The sequence below is a fragment of the Zeimonas sediminis genome (assembly GCF_023721795.1).
GTDB lineage: Bacteria > Pseudomonadota > Gammaproteobacteria > Burkholderiales > Burkholderiaceae_E > Zeimonas > Zeimonas sediminis.
Genome location: NZ_JAMQYE010000001.1, coordinates 1,095,308 through 1,116,407 on the forward strand (window position 1 = coordinate 1,095,308; position 21,100 = coordinate 1,116,407).

A 21,100-nucleotide genomic window follows, 5' to 3' on the forward strand; every position below is an offset into this window, starting at 1 on the left:
CTACGCCCGGCCCGCCCCTCCCGACCGCGCTCCCTTTCCGCCTGCCGCAGCCCCGCGCCTTCCGCGGTACGATCGCGCACCTGGGCGCTGCGCGACGCGCGCGGCCACGACAACCCGCATCCGAGACGAGAGATGACCCTGCCCGCCGACCTGCGCGACACGCTCGCCAAGATCACCACCGCCACGCTGACCACCGTGCTGCTCAAGAAGGGCCTGCGCAACGTCTGGCTGCGCGGCACCCGGCCGCTGAAGCCCGGCCAGCCGCGGCTGGTCGGCCGCGCCTTCACGCTGCGCTTCGTGCCGGCGCGCGAGGACCTGGCCACGCCCGAGTCCTGGTCGTCGCCGATCTCGACCCGCGCCGCGATCGAGGCGATGCCCGAGGGCTGCATCGCGGTGGTCGACGCGATGGGCGTGACCGACGCCGGCATCTTCGGCGACATCCTGTGCGCCCGCATGGCCAAACGCGGCGTCGCCGGCCTGGTGACCGACGGCGTCGTGCGCGACGTGGCCGGCGTGCTGGGCACCGGCCTGCCGGTGTGGTGCCAGGGCGCCGCGGCGCCGCCGTCGGTGGCGGGGCTCACCTTCGTGGCCTGGCAGCAGCCGATCGCCTGCGGCGGCGTGGCGGTGTTCCCCGACGACGTGATCGTGGTCGACGACGACGGCGCGGTGCTGATCCCGGCCGCGCTGGTCGACGAGGTCGTGAAGGTCGCGGTCGAGCAGGAGCGTCTCGAGGCCTGGATCATGCGCGAGGTCGAGAACGGCGCGGCGCTGCCCGGCCTGTACCCGCCGAACGCCGAGAACAAGGCGCGCTACGAGGCGTCGAAGAAGGCCGGGTGACCCAGGAACGCTTCGACGGCGTCGTCGTCGTCGGCGCCGGCCCCGCCGGCCTGATGGCGGCCGAGACCGTCGCGGCGGCCGGGCTGCCGGTCGAGGTGTTCGACGCGATGCCCTCGGCCGGCCGCAAGTTCCTGCTGGCCGGCCGCGGCGGCCTGAACATCACGCACTCCGAGCCGATCGGCCCCTTCCTGTCGCGCTACGGCGAGCGCGCGCCCTGGATCGCGCCGATGATCGAGGCCTTCGGGCCCGATGCGCTGCGCGACTGGGTGCACGCGCTCGGCATCGCCACCTTCGTGGGCAGCTCGGGCCGCGTGTTCCCGAAGGAGATGAAGGCTGCGCCGCTGCTGCGCGCGTGGCTGCATCGCCTGCGCGCCTCGGGCGTGCGCTTCCGGATGCGGCACCGGTGGACCGGCTGGGCGGGCCGGACATCCGAGGCCGAAGCCGCACCCGCCCTGCGCTTCGACACGCCTCAGGGCCCGCTCGCGGTCCGCGCCCGCGCCGTGGTGCTCGCGCTCGGCGGCGCGAGTTGGGCGCGTCTCGGCTCGGACGGCGCCTGGGTCGCGCCGCTTCGCGAGCTCGGCGTGCCGGTCGCGGCGCTGCGACCGGCCAACTGCGGCTTCGACCTCGGCAGGCTGGCCTGGCGCGACGCGCCGGGCTGGTCGCCGCACTTCGTCGAGCGCTTCGCCGGGCAGCCGCTGAAGACGGTCGCGGCCAGGATCGCGGACGCGACGCAAGCCGACTTGGAGGTGAGGCATGGCAGTGTCGACGCGCCCGCCGCCCTGCCCGCGCGCGAGGCCGGCTGGCGCACCGGCGACTTCGTGATCACCGACACCGGCGTCGAGGGCACGCTGGTCTACGCGCTGTCCGCGGCGCTGCGCAACGCGATCGACGCGAAGGGGAGCACGACCCTGCTCGTGGACCTGGCCCCCGGCCGCAGTCGCGAGCGGCTCGCCGCGGACCTGGGCAGGCCGCGCGGCGGCAAGTCGCTCGCCAATCACCTGCGCGCCCGCGCCGGACTCGACGGCACGAAGGCCGCGCTGCTGCGCGAAGTCCTCGGCCCCGAGCGGCTGGCGGCGCTCGTCGCCGAGCCGGCGCGACTGGCCGACGCGATCAAGGCCCTGCCGCTGCCGCTCGCGTCGCCGCGGCCGATCGACGAGGCGATCAGCACCGCGGGTGGCGTGCGCTTCGAGGCGCTCGACGACGCGCTGATGCTTCGCGACGCGCCCGGCGTGTTCTGCGCCGGCGAGATGCTCGACTGGGAGGCGCCGACCGGCGGCTACCTGCTGACCGCCTGCTTCGCGAGCGGCCGCGTGGCGGGACTCGGCGCTGCCCGTTTTCTCCAGCCGCGGGCGGGCGGGCCCTCGCCCGCGCCGGCGGCCGGCTGAGGACCTGCGCAGGCAGGCGCCTCCGCGCGTCAGCCCGGCGACTGGAAGCCGCCCCGCCGGTAGGTCAGCACCAGCGTGTCGCGGTGCGGCTCGGGGCCGTCGGGCTGGATCGGCGTGCTCTCGTGGATCATCCGCGCGTCGTCGAGCAGCACCGCGCTCCACGGCTCGCTCATCACGAAGCGGATGCCGCGCGGGCCGTCGGCCTCGAACACGCGCGTCTCGCCGCCGCGCACGTCGCTGCGCTCGACCAGGATCACCGCCACGTAGTCGACGCCGTCGCGGTGCGCGCCTTCGGGCGTGGGCCTTCCGACGCCGTCGGACGTGTCGATCCGGAACTGGTGGGCCTCGATGAACCATCGATCGGGCGGCTCGCGGCCGGCATCGAGCTCGGCCCGCGCGAACAGCCCGCCCAGCGCGACGAGCAGGCGCCGCCACGCCGGGTCCTGGCAGACCTTCGCCTCGACAGGGTCGAACATCCGCTCGATGCCGCCGTGCAGCGCGTTGTAGTCGACCGGCTGCCAGTGCGCGCGATGCGGCACCTGCTCCAGGCCGCCGGAAGCCGTGTCGTGCACGAAACAGCTGTGCCGCCGGCGGCGATAGCGGCCACCGTCGCGCAGCCACCCGTCCGGTGGCAACCGGTTCCAGGTCGGCGCCAGCCTGGCGGCGTCGGCGCCGCCGAGAGCGGCCAGCCCCATCAGCTGCGCCGGCGCCAGGCGCGCGAAACCCTGCCTCGCGATCGTTTCTGCCGGCCTCTCGCCAGCGAGCGTCCAGTCGCCCGAATCCGTCATCTCGCCCTCGTCGATGCGGAGGATTGTAGACTCGTGCCCCCACCGCCTTACGTCGCGCCGGCCCCGCCTGCCGCGGCGCAAGCGGCCCGACCCGAACGGAGCGAGCGATGCAGATTGCCGAAACGATTGCCGCGATGCGCGACGCGCTGGTCGCGCCGGTTCGGGCCGGCGCCGCGGTCGGGCTGGTCCCGACGATGGGCAACCTGCACGACGGCCACCTGGCACTGGTGCGCGAGGCGCGGCGCCGCGTCGGCGACCAGGGCCTTGTCGCGGCCAGCATCTTCGTGAACCGCCTGCAGTTCGGCGCCGGCGAGGACTTCGACAAGTACCCGCGCACCTTCGAGCGCGACTGCGCGCTGCTGCGCGAGGCCGGCTGCGACCTGCTGTTTGCGCCCGACGAGCGCGCGATGTACCCGGAGCCGCAGACCTTCCAGGTGGTGCCCGACCCTGCGCTGTCGGGCATCCTGGAAGGCGGCGCCCGCACCGGCCACTTCGACGGCGTGTGCACCGTGGTGATGAAGCTGTTCGCGATCTGTTCGCCGACGCTCGCGGTCTTCGGCAAGAAGGACTACCAGCAGCTGATGCTGATCCGTCGCATGGTCGCGCAGTTCGCGCTGCCGATCGAGATCGTCGCGCACGACACGGTGCGCGACGCGGACGGGCTCGCGATGAGCTCTCGCAACGGCTACCTGACGCCGGCCGAGCGGGCCGAGGCGCCGGCGCTGAACCGGGCGCTGGCCGCGCTGGTCGAGGCGGTCCGCGCGGCCCGTGCGGATGCGAAGAATCCGCCCTTCGGCCTCGAAGCGCTCGCCGCGCTGGAAGACGCCGCGCTGGCCGGACTGCGCGCGCGCGGCTGGCAGCCCGACTACCTGACCGTGCGCCGGCGGCGCGACCTGCTGGCGCCCTCGCCCGCGGAGCTTGCCGGCGCCGAGCCGCTGGTGGCGCTCGGCGCGGCCCGGCTCGGCGCGCCGCGCCTGCTCGACAACATCGAGGTCTGAGCGGGCGCCCCGGGCAGTGCTTGACGCCCGTCAAGCACCCGAGGCCGTCGCGCGCGCAGAGTCTCCCGGATGAACGAAAGCTCCGGCACCGTCCTGCAATCTGGCCCGCCGCGGCAGGCGCCGGTGCGCCGCTCGCTTCGTGACCTGATGCAGCGTGCCGCAAGCGCGCTGGCCACGTCCGCCGCGGTCCTCGCGATCGCCGCCTGCGGCGGCGGCGACGATGAGCCCGCTGCTCGGTGCCCGCCCGGCTTCACCGCCGCCGGCCTGCCGACCGCCGGCTACAACCTGGCGATCTGCCTGCTCGACCCCGGGGTCGCCGTCGCCTTCGACATCCTCGACTATCCGGCCTCGGTGTCGCCCGGGCCGGACGACGGCTACACGCTGGACCTGGCCACGCCGGGCTTCGCGATGCCCTCGCCGGTGAGCCTGAGCGGCCTCGTGCCGGGCCGGGTCGATACCCTCGGCCCCTGGGGCGTGTACGTGCTCGACACCGAGATCGTGACCGCCGACGCGGTGCACGAGTACTTCGTCTACTCGTTCGCCCGAGCGCCGCAGGATCCGTCCACGCCGAATCCCGCGGCGGCCGCGCTGCCGGTCGAGCACGTCGACTACGGGATGTGGGAGACCGGCACCGCGCTGTTCGCGACGCCCGAGGTGATCGGCCTGTACGGCGGAGGCTGGTACCGGGCGCTGGACCCGAAGCCCGCGCCGGCCGGCGACGCGAGCTACGCCGGCCTCGTGTACATGACCTACTCGTCCGCCGACACCGGCACCTGGGCGAACCAGTTGCTCGCCGGCGTCGGCTTCGGGGGCGGCACGCTGTCGGGTTCGATCGACGGGCTCGCCTACGGCGGACCGGTGCCGGTGCCGCTGCCACCGCTCGTCTTCGCGAGCGCAGTGGTGAACGCGGACGGTACCGTGAGCGGAAGCGTCGCCAGCCTGCCGGGCTCGCTGCCCGTCGCGCAGGGCCGCTTCGAGGGAAGGTTCTCCGGCCCCGACGGGAACGAGTTCGTCGCGCGGATCGCCGTGTACCTGCCGGACGCGCCGCAGAAGATCCGGCTGGCCGGGGTCCTGGCGCTGAAAAAGGCGGCCCCGGCCGAGTGAGAGCCGGCCCGGGTCGAGAGAGCGACCGCCCGGGTCTAGGGAGCGAGCGCCCGGGTCGAGGAAGCGGCGGAACGGATCGCGGGAGCGGCTACCCGCTCGCGCCGCGCCGATACCAGACAACGCCGTCGCCGTCCGCCTCGGTCAGCACCTCGCCGCGCTGCACCAGGTAGTTCAGGTGCGCCAGGCTCTCGCCGGTGGCCAGGCTGAGCAGGCGCGGATCGTCGATCGGCCGGCCGAACAGCGTGCCGAACACGTCGACAACGCGGCGCGGCTGCTCGAGCCTGCGCCGCAGCCGGTCGAGCGACACCCGGTGCCCCTGCTCCAGGTAGTCGAGCCGGGCGTGCAGGCCCCGGAAGGGCTCGTTGTGCGCCGGCAGCACCAGCACGTCGTCGGGCACGGTGGCGCGGATGCGCTCGATCGAGCGCATCCAGCCGTGCAGCGGGTCGGCGTCGGGCTCGGTCGGGAAGACCGACACGTTCGACGAGATCTTGGGCAGCACCTGGTCGCCCGAGACCAGCAGTTTCTGGTCCGGGCACCACAGGCAGGCGTGCTCGGGCGAATGCCCGGTGCCGACCACGATCCGCCAGTCGTGACCGCCGATGCGCACGGTCTCGCCGTCGCGCAGCCTGCGGAAGCTCTCGGGCAGCGCGTAGACCATCTTGCCGAACTGGCCGAAGCGGGTCCGGTAGTGCTCGATCGCGTCGTCGCCCCAGCCGGCCTGGCGGTAGAAGCGGATGCCGTCGTCGGGCGCCTCGCGGCCGGTGTCGGCGACCAGCACCCGGCAGTTCAGGTACTCGAGCCGAGTCATCCACAGGCGGCAGTCGAACTTGCGGGTGAGCCAGCCGGCCATGCCGACGTGGTCCGGGTGCATGTGCGTGACGAAGACCCGCGACACGCCGTCGGCCAGCGCCCCGCCCGCGCCCAGCAGCGCGCGCCAGGCCGCGGCGATCTCGGGGCTCTGCACGCCGGTGTCGACGATCGCCCAGCGATCGCCGTCGCGAACCGCCCACAGGTTGATGTGGTTCAGGCTGAACGGCAGCGGCATGCGCAGCCACATCACGCCCGGCGCGACTTCGCGCGCCGTGCCCGGCTCTGGCGGCGCGCCGCACGGATAGTCGAGCGCGGGCCTGGCCAGTTTCGAGGATTCGATCGCGGATTCGTCGGACATCTTGGCCGTCAACTCGCAGAAGTGGTGGGTGGAGTGCGCCGCAAGCGCGCCGGGCCCAGCAGCGCCTCACTGAGGCCCAGGTCGCCGAAGCGCCCCGGCAGCGCCAGCCCGCGGGCCAGCGCCGCGCAGGCCTCGCTCATGCCCGCCGAGCTCTGGATGCCGTAGCCGCCCTGCGCGGCCAGCCAGAAGAAACCCGGCGCGTCCGGGTCGAAGCCGCCGACCAGCCCGCCGTCGGACACGAAGGAGCGCAGGCCCGCCCAGGTGTGGCTCGGCCGCCGGATCTCGAGCGTCGTCCACTGCTGGATCCGGTCGATGCCGATCGCCACGTCGAGCTCCTCGGCCACCACGTCGTGCGGCGGCACCGGGTCGGCGTTGGCCGGCGAGCCGAGCAGCTGGCCCGCGTCGGGCTTCACGTAGAAGGACTCGTCGGCCGAGATGAAGGCCGGCCAGCCGCGGGTGTCGAGGCCGGCCGGCGGCGCGAACAGGAAGGCGGTGCGCCGCTTCGGCTGCAGCCCGATCGGCGCGACGCCCGCCACGCGCGCGACCTCGTCGGCCCAGGCGCCGGCCGCGTTCACCAGCACCGGCGCGCGCCAGCTGCGCGACCCGCTCGACACGAGCCAGTCCGAGCCCGGTCCGGCCGCGCGCCCGATCGACTCGATCGCCACCCCGCATTCGATCGCCGCCCCGTACCGGCGCGCGCCGCGCAGGTAGCCCTGCAGCAGCGCGTCGACGTCGATGTCCATCGCGTCGGGCTCCAGCAGGCCGCCGGTCACGCTCTCGCGCAGCACCGGCACCAGCGAACGCGCCTCGGCGCCGTCCACGAGACGGGCGACCGGCGACAGCTCGCGCACCGCCTCGAAGGCCTCCCGAAGCGCCGCGCGCTGCTCGGTCATCGCCACGGTCAGCGCGCCGCGCGGCGAGAGCACCGGGTGCTCGGTGAATCCCGCCGGCGGCGAGAACAGGAAGTCCCGACCGGCCACGGTCAGCGCGCGCACCTGCGGCGGCCCGTAGCTCTCCAGGTAGAGCGCGGCCGAGCGGCCGGTGCTGTGCATGCCGGGGCGCGGCTCGCGCTCGAGCACCACCACCCTGCCGAAGGGCGCGAGCCGATAGGCCAGCGAGGCCCCGGCGATGCCGGCGCCGACGATCAGCCAGTCGCAGGCGACCGTACCGCCTCCCGCCGCGACCGCGCCGCCGCCCTCAGCTTCGATCATGAGCCGGACTCCGCAAACGAAATCCCGACTTTAACCGCCAGCCTGCGCTCCGAGGCGACAGGTGTCAGAATCTCGGTGTTCACCATCCCGAATTCCGAACCAAAGGAGACCCGCGGCATGTACGAAACGCTCAGCCTCTACATCGACGGACAGTTCATCGGCGCCGAAGGCCGCAAGACGCAGCCCGTGACCAACCCGGCCGACGACTCGGTGCTGGCCGACCTGCCGCACGCCTCGCGCGAGGACCTCGACCGCGCGCTGGCCGCCGCGCAGCGCGCCTTCGTCGAATGGAAGCGCATGTCGCCGCTCGAGCGCAGCGCGATCCTGCGCAAGGCCGCCGGCCTGCTGCGCGAGCGCGCCGACTCGATCGCCCGCAACATCGTGCTCGACATGGGCAAGCCGCTCGCCGAGGCCAAGGCCGAGGTGATGAGCTGCGCCGAGCACGCCGAGTGGAACGCCGAGGAAGGCCGCCGGATCTACGGCCGGGTGATCCCGCCGCGCAACGACCAGGTCCGCCAGATGGTCGTGCGCGAGCCGGTCGGCGTGTGCGCCGCCTTCACGCCGTGGAACTTCCCGGCCAGCCAGGCGATCCGCAAGATCGCCGCGGCGCTCGCCTCCGGCTGCACGATCATCCTGAAGGGCCCGGAAGACTCGCCCAGCGCCTGCGTGGCGCTGGCCCGCGCCTTCCACGACGCCGGCCTGCCCCCGGGCGTGCTGAACCTGGTCTGGGGCGTGCCGCCCGAAGTGTCGAAGTACCTGATCGAGTCGCCGATCGTGCGCAAGATCTCGTTCACCGGATCGGTGCCGGTCGGCCGGCAGCTCGCCGCGATGGCCGCGCAGCACATGAAGCGCAGCACGATGGAGCTCGGCGGCCACTCGCCGGTGATCGTGTTCGAGGACGCCGACGTGGAGCGCGCCGCCGACCTGCTGCAGTCCTTCAAGTTCCGCAACGCCGGCCAGGTCTGCGTGTCGCCGAACCGCTTCTACGTGCACGAGAAGATCTTCGACCGCTTCCTCGCGCGATTCATCGAGAAGACCCGCGAGATGAAGGTCGGCTCCGGCCTGGAGGAAGGCGTGCGCATGGGCCCGCTGGCGCACGAGCGCCGCGTGCCGCAGATGGAGGCCTTCATCGAGGACGCCAGCGTGCGCGGCGCCAGCATCGAGCTGGGCGGCAAGCGGATCTCCGAGCGCGGGCAGTTCTTCGCGCCGACGATCATCACCGACGTGCCCGACGACTCACTGGTGATGACCACCGAGCCCTTCGGCCCGATCGCGCCCTTCGCGCGCTTCAAGGACACCGAGGAAGTGCTGCGCCGCGCCAACGCCCTGCCCTATGGCCTGGCCTCGTACGTGTTCACCACGTCGCTGAAGAACGCGCACGCCGCGTCGATGGGGCTCGAGGCCGGCAACGTCAACATCAACCACTTCGGCATGGCGCTGGCCGAGACGCCGTTCGGCGGGGTCAAGGACAGCGGCTGGGGCAGCGAGGGTGGGACGGAGACCTTCGACGGGTACCTGAACACGAAGTTCATCACGCAGCTCAACTGAGCTCTCGTTGCGGGCGCCGGCCCGGCGAGGACGGGCAGGCGGGGCCGGCCCGGGCGCGCTGTCCGCTTCGCGGAAACGCTTGGTCGCGCGGCCGCTCAGCCCCGTCGCCGAGCCCAACTCAGCCCGCCTGCGGCGGGCTTCAGACAGGGCTCGGCTCTCGCTTCGCTCGCCGGGTCTTCGCTGCGCTCCCGCGCCAGCGCCAAAGGGCCGGCGAAAGGCTCCGGCACCCCGCCGACCCTCGAAGCACGTCAGTTTCGCCAGCCCATGGCGCGCTGCGCGCGCCGCGACGGCATAGCCGTCGCATGGGCTCGCGGGAATCACCATGAACCCGCGAACCGGGTGACTCGGCCGGACGGCGTGCGCCGGCGGACCTGTCTCGAGTGGGGCTCTGGGGCCTCGCTGTCGCCCCTTGTGCGCTGGCGCGGGAGCGCAGCGAAGACCCGGCGAGCGAAGCGAGAGCGGACCCTTGTCTGAGCCGGCCCATAGGGCCGGCGAGTTGGGGTCCGCGACGGGGCTGAGCGTCCGCGCGACCAAGCGTTTCCGCGAAGCGGACAGCGCACCCGGGGCGGCAGCGAGGCCCCAGAGCCCCACTCGCGCGCCATTCCAGGACACACGCCCCGCCGACCGTGTCACCCGGGCAGCGGGATGAACTCGTCGCGGTCGTCGGGCGGCATCGCGAAGCGACCGGCGAGCCAGTCGGCCTTCGCCTGCTCGATCCGCTCGCGCCGCGAGGACACGAAGTTCCACCAGATGTGCCGCTCGCCGAGCGGCTCGCCGCCGAGCAGCATCACGGTCGACGGCTCGCGCGCCACCGGCGACGGCGCTTCCGTCGCCCCGAAGACCAGCATCCGGCCCGTGCCGTGCCGATGGCCGTCGAGCTCGAGCTCGCCCTTCGCCACATAGGCCGCGCGCTCCGCGTGGCCGTCGGGCAGCGGGATGCGGGCGCCCGCGTCGACCTCGAGATGCAGGTAGAACACCGGCGATCGCACGCCCACCGGGCTGCGCATGCCGAAGGCCTCGCCCGCGATCAGGCGCATCCGCAGCCCGCCCTCGCGCGCCTCGGGAAGTTCCCCGGCGCTGCGGTTCTCGAACGCCGGCTCGCACTCCTCCTCGGCCTCGGGCAGCGCGATCCACGACTGCAGCAGCTCCAGCCCGCCGCCCGCGAACGCGTCCGGCGCGTCGAAGCGCTCCGAGTGAACGATGCCGCGCCCCGCGGTCATCCAGTTGACCTCGCCGGGCCGGATCACGTGACGCACGCCCAGGCTGTCGCGGTGAGTGACCGCCCCGCCCAGCAGGTAGCTGAGCGTGGAAAGCCCGATGTGCGGATGCGGCCGCACGTCCGCCTTGCGCGCCGCCTCGCCCGACATCGTGACCGGCCCCGCGTGATCGAAGAACACGAAGGGCCCCACCATCCGCCGCTTCGCGAACGGCAGCACCCGCCGCACCTTCAGCCCGTGCCCCAGGTCGGCCTCACGGCCCTCGATGACGATCTCCGGCATGGCGTCCTCCATCGGCTGAACGTTCACGGCCGACCGCCATCGGCGACGGCGAGGCGAAGCCCGACGGGCAAGACCCGCCAGACGCGATCACCTGCCCGCGGTTCGCGCAGAAGCCAGCGGCCGGTTCGCAGCGGAAGGCGCCGCCGCCGCATCAGTGACCCCCTCGCCGCGCGGGCGGGGCCGGGTGGCTTCGCCTCGCCCCTTGTGCGCTGGCGCGGGAGCGCAGCGAAGACCCGGCGAGCGAAGCGAGAGCCGGCCCACTGTTTGAGCCGGTTCGCAGAACCGGCGAGTTTGGGCCGGCGACGGGGCTGAGCGCCCGCGCGACCAAGCGTTTCGCCGAAGGCGACAGCGCACCCGGGGCGAGGCGAAGGCACCCGGCCCCGCCCGCGCCCGCCAGACCTCACTTGAGCGCCGAAAGCACCTTCCGAAGCGTCGAAACGATGCGCTCGATGTGCGCCGGCTCCACGATCAGCGGCGGCGACATCGCGATCGTGTCCCCGGTCACCCGGATCATCAGCCCCTCGTCGAAGGCTCCGACCATCGCGTCGTAGGCCCGCGCCCCGACCACGCCGTCGCGCGGCGCGAGTTCGATCGCGCCGACCAGGCCGATGTTGCGCACGTCGATCACGTTGGGCATGTCGCGCAGCGAGTGGACCGCGTCCTCCCACTGCTTCTCGAGCGTGGCGCCGCGGGTCAGCAGGCCCTCGCGCTCGTAGATGTCGAGCGTGGCCAGGCCGGCCGCGCAGGCCACCGGATGGCCCGAGTAGGTGTAGCCGTGGAACAGCTCGATCATGCCCTCGGGGCCGTTCATGAACGCGTCGTGCACCTTGTTCGTGGTGAACACGGCGCCCATCGGCACGCTGGCGTTGGTGATGCCCTTGGCCGTGGTGAACAGGTCGGGCTTGACGCCGAAGCGGTCGACCGCGAACGGGGTGCCCAGGCGACCGAAGCCGGTGATGACCTCGTCGAAGATCAGCAGGATGCCGTACTTGTCGCAGATCGCGCGCAGCTTCTCGAGATAGCCCTTGGGCGGGATCAGCACGCCGGTGGAGCCGGCGACCGGCTCGACGATGACCGCGGCGATGGTCTCGGCGCCGTGCAGCGCGACCAGTCGCTCCAGGTCGTCGGCCAGGTGCGCGCCCCAGGCCGGCTGGCCGCGCGAGAAGGCGTTGTGCTCCAGGTTGTGCGTGTGCGGCAGGTGATCGACGCTGGGCAGCAGCGCGCCGGAGAAGGCCTTGCGGTTGTTGACCATGCCGCCGACCGAGATGCCGCCGAAGCCCACGCCGTGGTAGCCGCGCTCGCGGCCGATCAGGCGGGTGCGCTGCGCCTCGCCGCGGGCGCGGTGGTAGCCCAGCGCGATCTTCAGCGCGGTGTCGACCGCCTCGGAGCCCGAGTTCGCGAAGAAGACCTTCTCGAAGCCCTCGGGCGCGATCTCGATCAGCCGGTTGGCGAACTGGAAGCCGATCGGGTGACCGAACTGGAAGGACGGCGCGAAGTCCATCTCGCGCAGCTGCCGGGCGGCCGCCTCGGCGATCTCCTCGCGGCCGTGGCCGGCGTTGACGCACCACAGGCCCGAGGTGGCGTCGAGGATCTCGCGGCCTTCGGGGGTCTTGTAGAAGACGCCCCTGGCCTCGGACACCAGCCGCGGCCGGGACTTGAACTGGCGATTGGCGGTGAACGGCATCCACCAGTGGCTCATGTCGAGGCCGGCGTCGGCGGTCAGGCGCTTGTTCTCGGGGGCGTTCATCGGGGGGCTCCTCTGCGGTGCGGAACGCGCGAATCCGCGCGCGCGCTTTGTTCATGCGGGCTCCCGCCATGGTAGCGCGCTACACTGCGCCGACCCAACCCCCGCAACCGCCGAAACCTGCCGCAGGCATCCCGAAAAATGACAGACACCCGCCCCGACGCCCCGATCGCCACCCTCGAACGCCTGGTCGCCTTCGACACGGTGAGCGCCAACAGCAACGCCGCGCTGATCGACTGGGCCGCCGAACGGCTCGAGGCGGTCGGCGCGAAGGTCATGGTCCAGCACGCGCCCGAGCCCGGCAAGGCCAACCTGTTCGCCACGATCGGCCCGGAGGACGTGCCGGGGCTGATGCTTTCCGGGCACTCCGATGTAGTGCCGGTGGCCGGCCAGGCCTGGTCGACCGACCCCTTCGTGCTGACCCGCAAGGGCGACAACCTGTACGCCCGCGGCTCGGCCGACATGAAGGGCTTCATCGCCTGCGTGCTCGACGCGGCGCCGCGATTCGCCGCGGCGAAGCTGAAGGTGCCGCTGCACGTCGCGCTGTCGTACAACGAGGAGACCAACATGCACGGCATGCGGCAGCTGGCCGGCCACCTGGCCGGTGCCCCGGTCAAGCCGGCGGCCTGCCTGATCGGCGAGCCGACCTCGATGCAGGTGGTCGTGGCGAACAAGGGCGCGGCCGGCTTCCGGGTCAAGGTGCGCGGCCACTCGGTGCACTCGTCGCTGCGCGACAGCGGGGTCTCCGCTGTCGAGGTGGCGGCCGAGATCGTCCACTTCGTGAACGGCCTGCAGCAGGAGCTGCGCGCGGCCGCGCGCCACGACGGCTTCGAGTTCCCGCACACCAGCGTGCACGTGGGCCGAATCCAGGGCGGCACCGCCCACAACATCACCGCCAAGGACTGCGAGTTCCTGCTCGAGATCCGCGCGCTGCCCGGCCAGCGGGCGTCCGACATCCTGGCCCGCATCCGCGCGCATTGCGACACGCTGCTGCCGGGCATGAGGGCGATCGCGCCCGAGTGCGACATTGCGATCGAGGAGATCTTCGACACGCCAGCGCTCGACGAGCGCGGCAACACCTACCTGGCCAAGGCGATCATGCCGCTGTGCGGCCACTTCGTGCCGGGCCGGGTCAGCTTCGGCACCGAGGCCGGCATCCTGCAGGACATCGGCGTGCCGACCGTGGTCTGCGGGCCGGGCAGCATCTCGGTGGCCCACCAGCCCGACGAGTTCGTCGAGGTCGAGCAGCTCGAGCAGTGCATGAAGTTCCTGTTCGTGCTCGCCGAACGAATGGAACAGGGCATTTCGCTTCAGGGCTGAACGGCCCGCGTCGGCGGTCCGCGGATCGCCGACGGTTTGCCTGGTGTACTTGTATACCAGTACGATTGACGGCCTTCGCGCGGATGCCGGCAACGGCCCCCCGCGATCGACCGCTCGACAACACGAAACCGGAGGAGTACCGAAGATGAAACGTCGCAACCTGCTCGGCGCGCTCGGCGCCACCGCCGCCGCCCTGTCCATGGGCCTGGCCAGCGCGCCCGCGATGGCCGCCTGGCCCGAGCGGCCGATCCAGATGATCGTGCCCTGGGGCGCCGGCGGCGGCACCGACGCCGTGGCCCGCTTCATGGCGGCCGAGCTCGAGAAGGAGCTCAAGCAGCCGGTCAACGTGGTCAACCGCACCGGCGGCAGCGGCGTGGTCGGCCACCAGGCGGTCGCGATGTCCAAGCCCGACGGTTACACGCTGGGCCTGATCACCGTGGAGATCACGATGATGCGCCACGCCGGCCTGACCCAGCTCAGCCACAAGGACTTCACGCCGATCGCGCTGGTCAACTACGACCCGAACGCGGTCTTCGTGCGCACCGACTCGCCGATCAAGAGCACCAAGGAACTGCTCGACGCAGCCCGCGCCAACCCCGGCAAGATGAAGTCCTCCGGCACCGGCCAGGGCGGCATCTGGCACCTGGGCCTGGCCGGCATGCTGGTCGACCAGAAGATGGCCGGCGACGCGATCACCTGGGTGCCCAGCCAGGGCGCCGCGCCCGGCCTGCAGGACCTGGTCGCCGGTGGCGTCGACCTGGTCTCGTGCTCGCTGCCCGAGGCCCGCTCGCTGATCGACGCCGGTCGCGTGCGTCCGGTCGTGCTGATGTCGGACAAGCCCGACAACCTGTTCCCGAAAGTGCCGCTGCTCAAGGACGAGACCGGCGGCAGCACCTGGACCAACGGCGCGTGGCGCGGCGTGGCCGCTCCGAAGGGCCTGCCGCAGGACGTCGTCGACAAGCTGGCCGCTGCGATCAAGAAGATCTACGACTCGAAAGCCTATGCCGACTTCCTGGCCTCGCGCGGCTTCGGCGCGACCTGGGGCGGCCCGGCCGAGTTCGGCGCGTTCATGGCCAAGGAAGACGAGGCCAAGGGCGCGGTCATGAAGGCGGTCGGCATCGCCAAGTGACGGAGCGGTCCACCGGCTGACGGCGCGGGCGGGCCGCGGCCCGCCCGGCTGGCGCGCCTTCGCGTGCGCGACCTCCGCCCACGGGCCGCCGTCCCTCCGTCCCGCTTGCCTGTCTCGCCACGGCCCGGGCTCGCCGCCCGGGCCGATCCAACCCTCTCCCCCCATCGATCGAGGACTCGGTATCGTGCGTCTGAACGATGCGGTCATTGGCGCGGTCCTGCTCGTGCTGTCGCTCGCGGTGCTGTGGCACGTCAAGGACTTCCCGGCCATCCCCGGCCAACCCTATGGCGCGGCGCTCTACCCGACGGTGGTCTCGGCCGGCCTGGCCGTCACGTCGATCCTGCTGATCGTGCAGGGGCTGCGCAGCGGCGAGCCGATGTTCTCGGTCCAGGTCGCCCAGGGCGGGCGGCTGATCGCCTTCGGCGTGACCGTCGGCTCGATGCTGTTCTACGTGCTGTTCGTGGACCAGCTCGGCTTCATCGTCTGCGCGACGCTGATGCTCGCGGCGCTGCTGTGGAGCTACGGCGTGAAACGCTCGCTGATCGCGCCGGTCGCGATCGCGGCCACGCTGGTCATCCACACCGGCTTCTTCAAGGTCCTGAAGGTCCCGCTGCCCTGGGGCCTTCTGGAATCGATCGCCTGGTGACGGCGCGACGCCGATAACGGAAAAGACATGGAAGCCGTCCTCACCGCCATCGGAATGGTCGCCAGCGCCGACGTGCTGCTGGCGATGATCGGCGCCGCGCTTTTCGGGCTGTTCGTCGGCGCCGTGCCCGGGCTGACCGCCACGATGGCCACCGCGCTGCTCGTCCCGATCACCTTCTTCCTGCCGCCGGTGCCTGCGGTCGCCGCGATGGTCACCGCGACCGCGATGGCGATCTTCGCCGGCGACATCCCGGGCTGCCTGGTGCGCATTCCCGGCACGCCGGCGTCGGCCGCCTACGTCGACGAGTCCTACGCGATGACCCGCAAGGGCCAGGCCGAGACCGCGCTGGGCGTCGCGCTGGTGTTCTCGGTGATCGGCGGGCTGTTCGGCACCACGGTGCTGATCTTCGCGGCGCCGGCGCTGGCCGAGTTCGCGCTGCAGTTCAGCTCCTTCGAATACTTCTGGCTGGTGCTGCTCGGGCTGACCTGCGCGGTCTTCATCACCGGCGACGCGCCGATCCGCGGCCTGGTCACGCTGTTCCTGGGCCTGCTGGTCGGCGCGGTCGGGCTCGAGAACCCGGCCGCGCACCCGCGCTTCACCTTCGGCAACGCGGACCTGCTCGGCGGCGTCAGCCTGATCCCGGCGATGATCGCGCTGTTCGCGGTCTCGGAGATCCTGCGCTTCTCGCTCTCGCCGGTGCACATCGACGAGTTCAAGAGCCAGGTGGGCGCGGTGTTCCGCGGCATGGGCGGCATGATCCGCAAGTACCGCTGGCAAACGCTGCGCGGCAGCGCGCTGGGCACCGCGGTGGGCGCCCTGCCCGGCGCCGGCGCGGACATCGCGGCCTGGATGGCCTACGCGACCAGCCGCAAGACCTCGAAGGAGTCGGAGAAGTTCGGCACCGGCCACCCGGAAGGGTTGGTCGAGGCCGGCGCGGCCAACAACAGCGCGCTGTCGGCCGCGTGGATTCCCGCGCTGGTGTTCGGCATTCCGGGCGACTCGATCACCGCGATCGTGATCGGCGTGCTGTACATGAAGGACATGAATCCGGGGCCGACGATCTTCATCAACAGCCCCGAGAACATCTACGCGGTGTTCGCGGTGTTCATCCTGGCCAACCTGCTGATGCTGCCGCTGGGCTGGGCCTGCATCAAGGCGGCCACCCGCATATTGCGCGCGCCGCGCAACGTGCTGATGCCGATCATCCTGATGTTCTGCATCGTCGGCGCGTTCGCGATCAACAACTCTCCCTTCGACCTCTGGATCCTGATCGGCTTCGGCCTGCTCGGCTGGTTCCTCGAGGCGCACCGGTTCCCGATCGCGCCGGCCATCCTGGGAATGCTGCTGGGCAAGATGCTCGAGGAGAACTTCATCACCTCGATGATCAAGTCCGAAGGCAACCTGATGGGCTTCGTCGAGCGGCCGATCGCGGCCGCGCTGGCGGTCTTCGCGCTGCTGCTGTGGGCGCTGTCGGGCTGGTTCGCGCTGAAGCGTCGGATGGCCCGCGGCTGAGGCCGCGGAGCCGAAAGGTTCCCTGCTGCTGTGCGACAATAACCGGTTTTCCGGAACGCGGGTGCCCGAGCGCCCCACCCCCCGATGCTGCTCTGGGTTTCCATCGCCCTGCTGACCCTGGTCGTGACCGTGGCCGTCGTCCGGCCGCTGTTCTCGCGCAATTCGACCCGCGTCGTCGACGACGACCTCGAACCGCGGCTCGCTGTGTTCCGCGACCGTCGCGACGAGATCGGGCGCGAGCTCGCGGCCGGCCGGCTCAGCGAGTCCGAGGCCGAGCAGGCCCGCGCGGACCTGCTCAGGCAGATGGCCGAGGAGCTGCCGCCGGAAGTGCTCGCCCAGGCGAGCGCGCCTCAGGCACGGCCCACCGACGGCGGCCGTGGCGCCGGTCGCTCGCGCGCGCCGCTGGTCGCCGGCCTGATGCTGGCGGTGCTGGTGCCGCTGCTTGCGGCCGTCGTATACCGGGCGGTCGGTTCGCCGGAAATCGCGCTGGCCCAGCTCGACGGCAGCTTCGACCGCCTCGCGCAGAGCCCGCAGGCGCAGTTCGACTCGCTGGTGGCCGAGCTCGAGGCGCGCCTGCGCGAGAACCCGAAAGACGGCGAGGCCTGGGCCGTGCTGGCCGAGGCCTACAAGATGATCGGCAACCACGGCGCCGCGATCGAGGCCTTCGCGAAGGCGACCGAGCTGCTGCCGCCCAACGCTCGCCTGCTGGCCGACTACGCCGAGTCCACCGCGCTGGCCGCCGCCGGCGACTTCTCCGGCAGGCCGACCGAGCTGCTCGAGCGGGCGCTGGCGGCCGACCCGAACGACCAGAAGGCGGTCGCGCTGATGGGCGCGGCCCGCTATCGCGCGGGCGACCTGCCGCAGGCCCGGCGCTATCTCGGCCAGCTGCTGGCGAGCCTGCCGCCCGGCTCCGAGGACGCAACCCAGATCGGCGAGGTGGTCGCCCGGATCGACGCCGAGCTCGCGGCGCGCGGCGGGTCCGCGGCGCCTGGCGCGGGACTGGCCGGTGCGGCACCGCCAGGATCGACCGGCGCGGCGCCGACCGGACAGGCCTCTGCCGCGCCCGCGAAGGCGCCGGTGCTGGCCGGTCGCGTCGAGCTCGCCCCGGCGATCGCCGCGAAGGTGCCTGCCTCGGCCACGCTGTTCGTGATCGCCCGCGCCGCCCAGGGGCCGCGGATCCCGGTCGCGGTGCTGCGCGTGCCGGCGGGGTCCTTGCCCTATGCCTTCGAGATCGGCGACGGCGATGCGATGGATCCGTCGCGCACGCCGTCCTCGGTCGGCGACCTGGTCCTCGAGGCGCGGATCAGCGTGTCGGGCGACGCCGCCCGCCGCCCCGGCGACCTGATCGGCGAGCCGGTGCCCGCGAAGCCCGGCAGCACCGGCGTTTCGCTCTTGATCGACCGGGTCGTCGAGCCGTGACCGGGAACCCCGGCGCGAACGGCTCGCTGCCGCCTGGTGGACCGCCCCCGGCCGATGCCGGCCTTGCCGTGAGCGGGCTCGCCTGCGCGGCGGGCATCCGCACGCTGTTCTCGGGCGTTTCCTTCGATCTGCCGCCGGGCCGCTGGCTCGCGCTGACCGGCCCGAACGGCACCGGCAAGACGACGCTGCTCAGGGCGATCGCGGGGCTGGTGCGCCCGACCGCCGGCGAGGTGCGCTGGCGCGGCCGGCCGCGCCGCCCGGCGACCCCCGACTGGCACGCAGCCTGCCTGTTCCAGGGCCACGCGGCCGGCTGGAAGGACGGCCTGAGCACGCGGGAGAACCTGCGCCTGCAGCGCGAGCTCGACGGCGGCGGCGAGTCGGGCATCGACGCCCTGCTCGCCGGCGCGGGCCTGGCCCGGCAGGCGAAGCTGCCCTTCGGGCGCTTGTCGGCAGGCCAGCGCCGCCGTCTTTCGCTCGCCCGGCTGGCGGACTCGCAACGGCCGCTCTGGCTGCTCGACGAGCCGACCACCGCGCTCGACACGGCCGGCCAGGCCCTGTTCGGCGAGCTGCTCGACGCGCACCTCGCGCGCGGCGGCGTCGCCGTCGTGGCCACGCACCAGCGGCTGCCGTCCGGCGCGCCGCCGATCGAACTGTCGCTCGGCGACTTCGCGGGGCGCTGAATGGCGGCGGTTCGCGAGGCCCCGATCTTCGGCGTCGTCGGCGCGGTCCTCTGGGCCTGCCGGCGCGACCTGAAGCTGGCCGCCCAGTCGCGCGCCGAGCTCGCCGTCGTGCTGCTGTTCTTCCTGCTGGTGGCAAGCCTGTTCCCGCTGGCGGTGAGCCCCGACCCGAACCTGCTGCGCGCGATCGCCGCCGGCATCGCGTGGGTCGCCGCGCTGCTGGCCACGCTGCTGGGCCTGCCGCGGCTGTTCGCCGCCGACTGGGCCGACGGCACGCTAGAGCAGATCCTGCTGGCGCCGGCGCCTCTGCCAGCGCTGGTGGCCGGCAAGGTGCTGGCCCACTGGCTGGCCACCGGGCTGCCGCTGGTCGCGCTGTCGCCGCTGGCCGGCCTGCAGTTCGGCCTGCCCGCCGACGCGATCGGCGTGCTGGTCGCCTCGCTCGCGCTCGGCACGCCGATCCTGTCGTGGCTGGGCGCGGTCACCGCCGCGCTCACGCTCGGCGCGCGCGGCGGCGCCTCGCTGCTCGCCTTGCTGGTGCTGCCGCTGGCGGTGCCGGTGCTGATCTTCGGCGCAGGCTCGGTCGAGGCGCAGGTGGCGGGGCTGGGTGCCGGCGCGCACCTTTCGCTGCTCGGCGCGGGCCTGATCCTCGCCTGGGTGTTCGGCCCGTTCGCGGCGGCCCTCGCGGTTAGAATTGCTCACGAATGAAATGACAGGCAGCTTCCTCCAGTTCGCGTCGCCGGCGCGCTTCTATCCGCTGGCCGGGCGCATGATCCCGTGGTTCGGCTGGGCCTCCGCGGTGCTGGCGATCGCCGGGCTCTACGTCGGCTTCTTCGTCGCCCCCACCGACTGGCAGCAGGGCGAGTCGTACCGGATCATCTTCATCCACGTGCCGGCCGCGTGGATGGCGATGTTCATCTACCTGGTGATGGCCTTCTGGTGCGCGCTGTCGCTGGTGCTGAACACCCGGCTGTCGGCGATGATGGCGCAGGCGCTCGCGCCCACCGGCGCGATGTTCGCGTTCGTCTCGCTGTGGACCGGCGCCTTCTGGGGCCGCCCCACCTGGGGCACCTACTGGGTCTGGGACGCGCGGCTCACGTCCACGCTGATCCTGCTGTTCCTGTACCTGGGCTTCATCGCGCTGCGCGCCGCGATCGACGACCCGCGCCGCGCCGACCGCGCCACCGCGCTGCTGGCGCTGGTGGGCGTGGTCAACGTCCCGATCATCTACTTCTCGGTGCAGTGGTGGAACACGCTGCACCAGGGAGCCACGATCTCGATGACCGCCGCGCCGAAGATGGCGGCCACGATGCTCACCGCCATGCTGCTGATGACCTTCTCGGCCTGGTTCTATTCGATCGCGGTGGCGCTTCACCGCGTGCGCAGCGTGATGATCGAGCGCGAGGCGCTCACCGACTGGGTCGGCGAGCTGCGCCGCGCGGAGGGCCGGCAATGAGCGAATGGCTGGCGATGGGCGGGCACGGGTTCTACATCTGGAGCTCGTACGCGATGCTGGCGCTGTGCGTGGCGATCGAGCTGTGGGCGCTGCGCCGGCGCCGTAAGGCCGCCTGGCAGCAGGTCGACGAAACTCGCGAGGAAATGGAGTCGGCCCGGCCGGCCCGCGCAACGGACACCGAATGAAACCGCGTCAAAAGAGACTGATCCTGATCCTCGTGGGCCTGGCCGCGATCGGCGTGGCCGTCGCGCTGGTGCTCAACGCCTTCCAGAGCAACCTGGTCTTCTTCTACACGCCGAGCGAGATCGCCGAGGGCAAGGCGCCCGCCGGCCGCCCGTTCCGGGTGGGCGGCCTGGTCGAGGAAGGCAGCCTGAAGCGCGTGGGCGACGGCACCAGCGTGGTGTTCGTGGTCACCGACAGCGCCAAGTCGATCCAGGTCTCGTACACCGGCATCCTTCCCGACCTGTTCAAGGAGGGCAAGGGCGTGGTCGCGCAGGGCTCGATCCAGCCCGACGGCAGCTTCCGCGCGAGCGAGGTGCTGGCCAAGCACGACGAGAACTACATGCCGCCCGAGGCGGCCGAGGCGCTGAAGCGGGCGGGCCATCCGATGGAAGCCACCCCGCAGTACCAGCAGTACCAGAAGCAATGACCGGGGCGCGGCG

Annotated in this window: 20 protein-coding genes; 15 read left to right on the top strand and 5 right to left on the bottom strand. The window is 72.5% G+C overall.

Going from position 1 to position 21,100, the window contains the following annotated elements; genetic code table 11:
- The first annotated feature begins 132 nt into the window (after positions 1-132).
- Both M6I34_RS05090 and M6I34_RS05095 read left to right on the top strand, forming a co-directional pair.
- Positions 133-837 (top strand): ribonuclease activity regulator RraA, encoded by a 705-nt coding sequence (locus M6I34_RS05090; protein ID WP_272484618.1) that lies wholly within the window; start codon positions 133-135, stop codon positions 835-837.
- On the top strand, positions 834-2,222 hold the full coding sequence (locus M6I34_RS05095) for a BaiN/RdsA family NAD(P)/FAD-dependent oxidoreductase (RefSeq protein ID WP_272484619.1): 1,389 nt from the start codon (positions 834-836) through the stop codon (positions 2,220-2,222). Before M6I34_RS05090 ends, M6I34_RS05095 begins: the two co-directional genes overlap by 4 nt.
- Positions 2,223-2,251: 29 nt before the next feature.
- On the opposite strand, the gene M6I34_RS05100 is transcribed toward M6I34_RS05095, so the two are convergent.
- On the bottom strand, positions 2,252-3,010 hold the full coding sequence (locus M6I34_RS05100; protein ID WP_272484620.1) for a 2OG-Fe dioxygenase family protein: 759 nt from the start codon (positions 3,008-3,010) through the stop codon (positions 2,252-2,254).
- Positions 3,011-3,117: 107 nt separating this feature from the next.
- On the opposite strand from M6I34_RS05100, the gene panC reads away from it, so the two are divergent.
- Both panC and M6I34_RS05110 read left to right on the top strand, forming a co-directional pair.
- Entirely contained in the window at positions 3,118-4,008 is an 891-nt protein-coding gene (gene panC / locus M6I34_RS05105) for a pantoate--beta-alanine ligase (RefSeq protein WP_272484621.1), read from the top strand.
- 69 nt (positions 4,009-4,077) lie between these two features.
- Positions 4,078-5,112 (top strand): hypothetical protein, encoded by a 1,035-nt coding sequence (locus tag M6I34_RS05110; RefSeq protein WP_272484622.1) that lies wholly within the window; start codon positions 4,078-4,080, stop codon positions 5,110-5,112.
- A gap of 88 nt (positions 5,113-5,200) precedes the next feature.
- Here the strand turns inward: M6I34_RS05110 and M6I34_RS05115 are convergent, their stop codons facing one another.
- Positions 5,201-6,280 (bottom strand): MBL fold metallo-hydrolase, encoded by a 1,080-nt coding sequence (locus tag M6I34_RS05115; RefSeq protein WP_272484623.1) that lies wholly within the window; start codon positions 6,278-6,280, stop codon positions 5,201-5,203.
- Positions 6,281-6,288: 8 nt separating this feature from the next.
- A complete protein-coding gene (locus M6I34_RS05120) occupies positions 6,289-7,491 on the bottom strand; it encodes an NAD(P)/FAD-dependent oxidoreductase (RefSeq protein ID WP_272484624.1) in 1,203 nt (400 codons plus the stop codon).
- A 117-nt stretch (positions 7,492-7,608) separates the two neighbouring features.
- On the opposite strand from M6I34_RS05120, the gene M6I34_RS05125 reads away from it, so the two are divergent.
- Entirely contained in the window at positions 7,609-9,039 is a 1,431-nt protein-coding gene (locus M6I34_RS05125) for an NAD-dependent succinate-semialdehyde dehydrogenase (RefSeq protein ID WP_272484625.1), read from the top strand.
- 629 nt (positions 9,040-9,668) lie between these two features.
- On the opposite strand, the gene M6I34_RS05130 is transcribed toward M6I34_RS05125, so the two are convergent.
- On the bottom strand, positions 9,669-10,538 hold the full coding sequence (locus tag M6I34_RS05130; RefSeq protein ID WP_272484626.1) for a pirin family protein: 870 nt from the start codon (positions 10,536-10,538) through the stop codon (positions 9,669-9,671).
- A gap of 400 nt (positions 10,539-10,938) precedes the next feature.
- Entirely contained in the window at positions 10,939-12,261 is a 1,323-nt protein-coding gene (aptA, locus tag M6I34_RS05135; RefSeq protein WP_272486609.1) for an omega-aminotransferase AptA, read from the bottom strand.
- A 162-nt stretch (positions 12,262-12,423) separates the two neighbouring features.
- Here aptA and argE point away from each other — a divergent pair, with 162 nt between their 5' ends.
- The 10 genes from argE (at position 12,424) to ccmE (ending at position 21,087) form a co-directional block, all read left to right on the top strand.
- A complete protein-coding gene (argE, locus tag M6I34_RS05140) occupies positions 12,424-13,602 on the top strand; it encodes an acetylornithine deacetylase (protein ID WP_272484627.1) in 1,179 nt (392 codons plus the stop codon).
- Between the two features lie 145 nt (positions 13,603-13,747).
- On the top strand, positions 13,748-14,731 hold the full coding sequence (locus M6I34_RS05145; RefSeq protein ID WP_272484628.1) for a tripartite tricarboxylate transporter substrate binding protein: 984 nt from the start codon (positions 13,748-13,750) through the stop codon (positions 14,729-14,731).
- Between the two features lie 184 nt (positions 14,732-14,915).
- Positions 14,916-15,377: a tripartite tricarboxylate transporter TctB family protein gene (locus M6I34_RS05150; RefSeq protein WP_272484629.1), complete on the top strand. Its 462-nt coding sequence runs from the start codon at positions 14,916-14,918 to the stop codon at positions 15,375-15,377.
- 27 nt (positions 15,378-15,404) lie between these two features.
- The gene (locus M6I34_RS05155; protein WP_272484630.1) at positions 15,405-16,889 is read left to right on the top strand and encodes a tripartite tricarboxylate transporter permease; all 1,485 of its coding nucleotides are present in this window, start codon (positions 15,405-15,407) and stop codon (positions 16,887-16,889) included.
- A gap of 84 nt (positions 16,890-16,973) precedes the next feature.
- On the top strand, positions 16,974-18,308 hold the full coding sequence (ccmI, locus tag M6I34_RS05160; RefSeq protein WP_272484631.1) for a c-type cytochrome biogenesis protein CcmI: 1,335 nt from the start codon (positions 16,974-16,976) through the stop codon (positions 18,306-18,308).
- A complete protein-coding gene (ccmA, locus tag M6I34_RS05165; protein WP_272484632.1) occupies positions 18,305-18,988 on the top strand; it encodes a heme ABC exporter ATP-binding protein CcmA in 684 nt (227 codons plus the stop codon). The genes ccmI and ccmA overlap by 4 nt, the downstream gene beginning before the upstream one ends.
- Complete coding sequence (gene ccmB, locus M6I34_RS05170; protein WP_272484633.1) at positions 18,989-19,690, top strand: heme exporter protein CcmB; 702 nt, start codon at positions 18,989-18,991, stop codon at positions 19,688-19,690.
- A 1-nt stretch (position 19,691) separates the two neighbouring features.
- Positions 19,692-20,438 (top strand): heme ABC transporter permease CcmC, encoded by a 747-nt coding sequence (gene ccmC, locus M6I34_RS05175; protein ID WP_272484634.1) that lies wholly within the window; start codon positions 19,692-19,694, stop codon positions 20,436-20,438.
- Positions 20,435-20,623: a heme exporter protein CcmD gene (ccmD, locus tag M6I34_RS05180; protein WP_272484635.1), complete on the top strand. Its 189-nt coding sequence runs from the start codon at positions 20,435-20,437 to the stop codon at positions 20,621-20,623. Before ccmC ends, ccmD begins: the two co-directional genes overlap by 4 nt.
- A complete protein-coding gene (ccmE, locus tag M6I34_RS05185) occupies positions 20,620-21,087 on the top strand; it encodes a cytochrome c maturation protein CcmE (RefSeq protein ID WP_272484636.1) in 468 nt (155 codons plus the stop codon). Before ccmD ends, ccmE begins: the two co-directional genes overlap by 4 nt.
- Positions 21,088-21,100: the final 13 nt, after the last annotated feature.

Coding starts and splice junctions, on each gene's coding strand:
- M6I34_RS05090 (WP_272484618.1), top strand. CDS start 133: ATGACCCTGCCCGCCGACCTGCGCGACACGCTCGCCAAGATCACCACC.
- M6I34_RS05100 (WP_272484620.1), bottom strand. CDS start 3,010: ATGACGGATTCGGGCGACTGGACGCTCGCTGGCGAGAGGCCGGCAGAA.
- panC (WP_272484621.1), top strand. CDS start 3,118: ATGCAGATTGCCGAAACGATTGCCGCGATGCGCGACGCGCTGGTCGCG.
- M6I34_RS05110 (WP_272484622.1), top strand. CDS start 4,078: ATGAACGAAAGCTCCGGCACCGTCCTGCAATCTGGCCCGCCGCGGCAG.
- M6I34_RS05115 (WP_272484623.1), bottom strand. CDS start 6,280: ATGTCCGACGAATCCGCGATCGAATCCTCGAAACTGGCCAGGCCCGCG.
- M6I34_RS05120 (WP_272484624.1), bottom strand. CDS start 7,491: ATGATCGAAGCTGAGGGCGGCGGCGCGGTCGCGGCGGGAGGCGGTACG.
- M6I34_RS05125 (WP_272484625.1), top strand. CDS start 7,609: ATGTACGAAACGCTCAGCCTCTACATCGACGGACAGTTCATCGGCGCC.
- M6I34_RS05130 (WP_272484626.1), bottom strand. CDS start 10,538: ATGCCGGAGATCGTCATCGAGGGCCGTGAGGCCGACCTGGGGCACGGG.
- argE (WP_272484627.1), top strand. CDS start 12,424: ATGACAGACACCCGCCCCGACGCCCCGATCGCCACCCTCGAACGCCTG.
- M6I34_RS05145 (WP_272484628.1), top strand. CDS start 13,748: ATGAAACGTCGCAACCTGCTCGGCGCGCTCGGCGCCACCGCCGCCGCC.
- M6I34_RS05155 (WP_272484630.1), top strand. CDS start 15,405: ATGGAAGCCGTCCTCACCGCCATCGGAATGGTCGCCAGCGCCGACGTG.
- ccmI (WP_272484631.1), top strand. CDS start 16,974: ATGCTGCTCTGGGTTTCCATCGCCCTGCTGACCCTGGTCGTGACCGTG.
- ccmB (WP_272484633.1), top strand. CDS start 18,989: ATGGCGGCGGTTCGCGAGGCCCCGATCTTCGGCGTCGTCGGCGCGGTC.
- ccmC (WP_272484634.1), top strand. CDS start 19,692: ATGACAGGCAGCTTCCTCCAGTTCGCGTCGCCGGCGCGCTTCTATCCG.
- ccmD (WP_272484635.1), top strand. CDS start 20,435: ATGAGCGAATGGCTGGCGATGGGCGGGCACGGGTTCTACATCTGGAGC.
- ccmE (WP_272484636.1), top strand. CDS start 20,620: ATGAAACCGCGTCAAAAGAGACTGATCCTGATCCTCGTGGGCCTGGCC.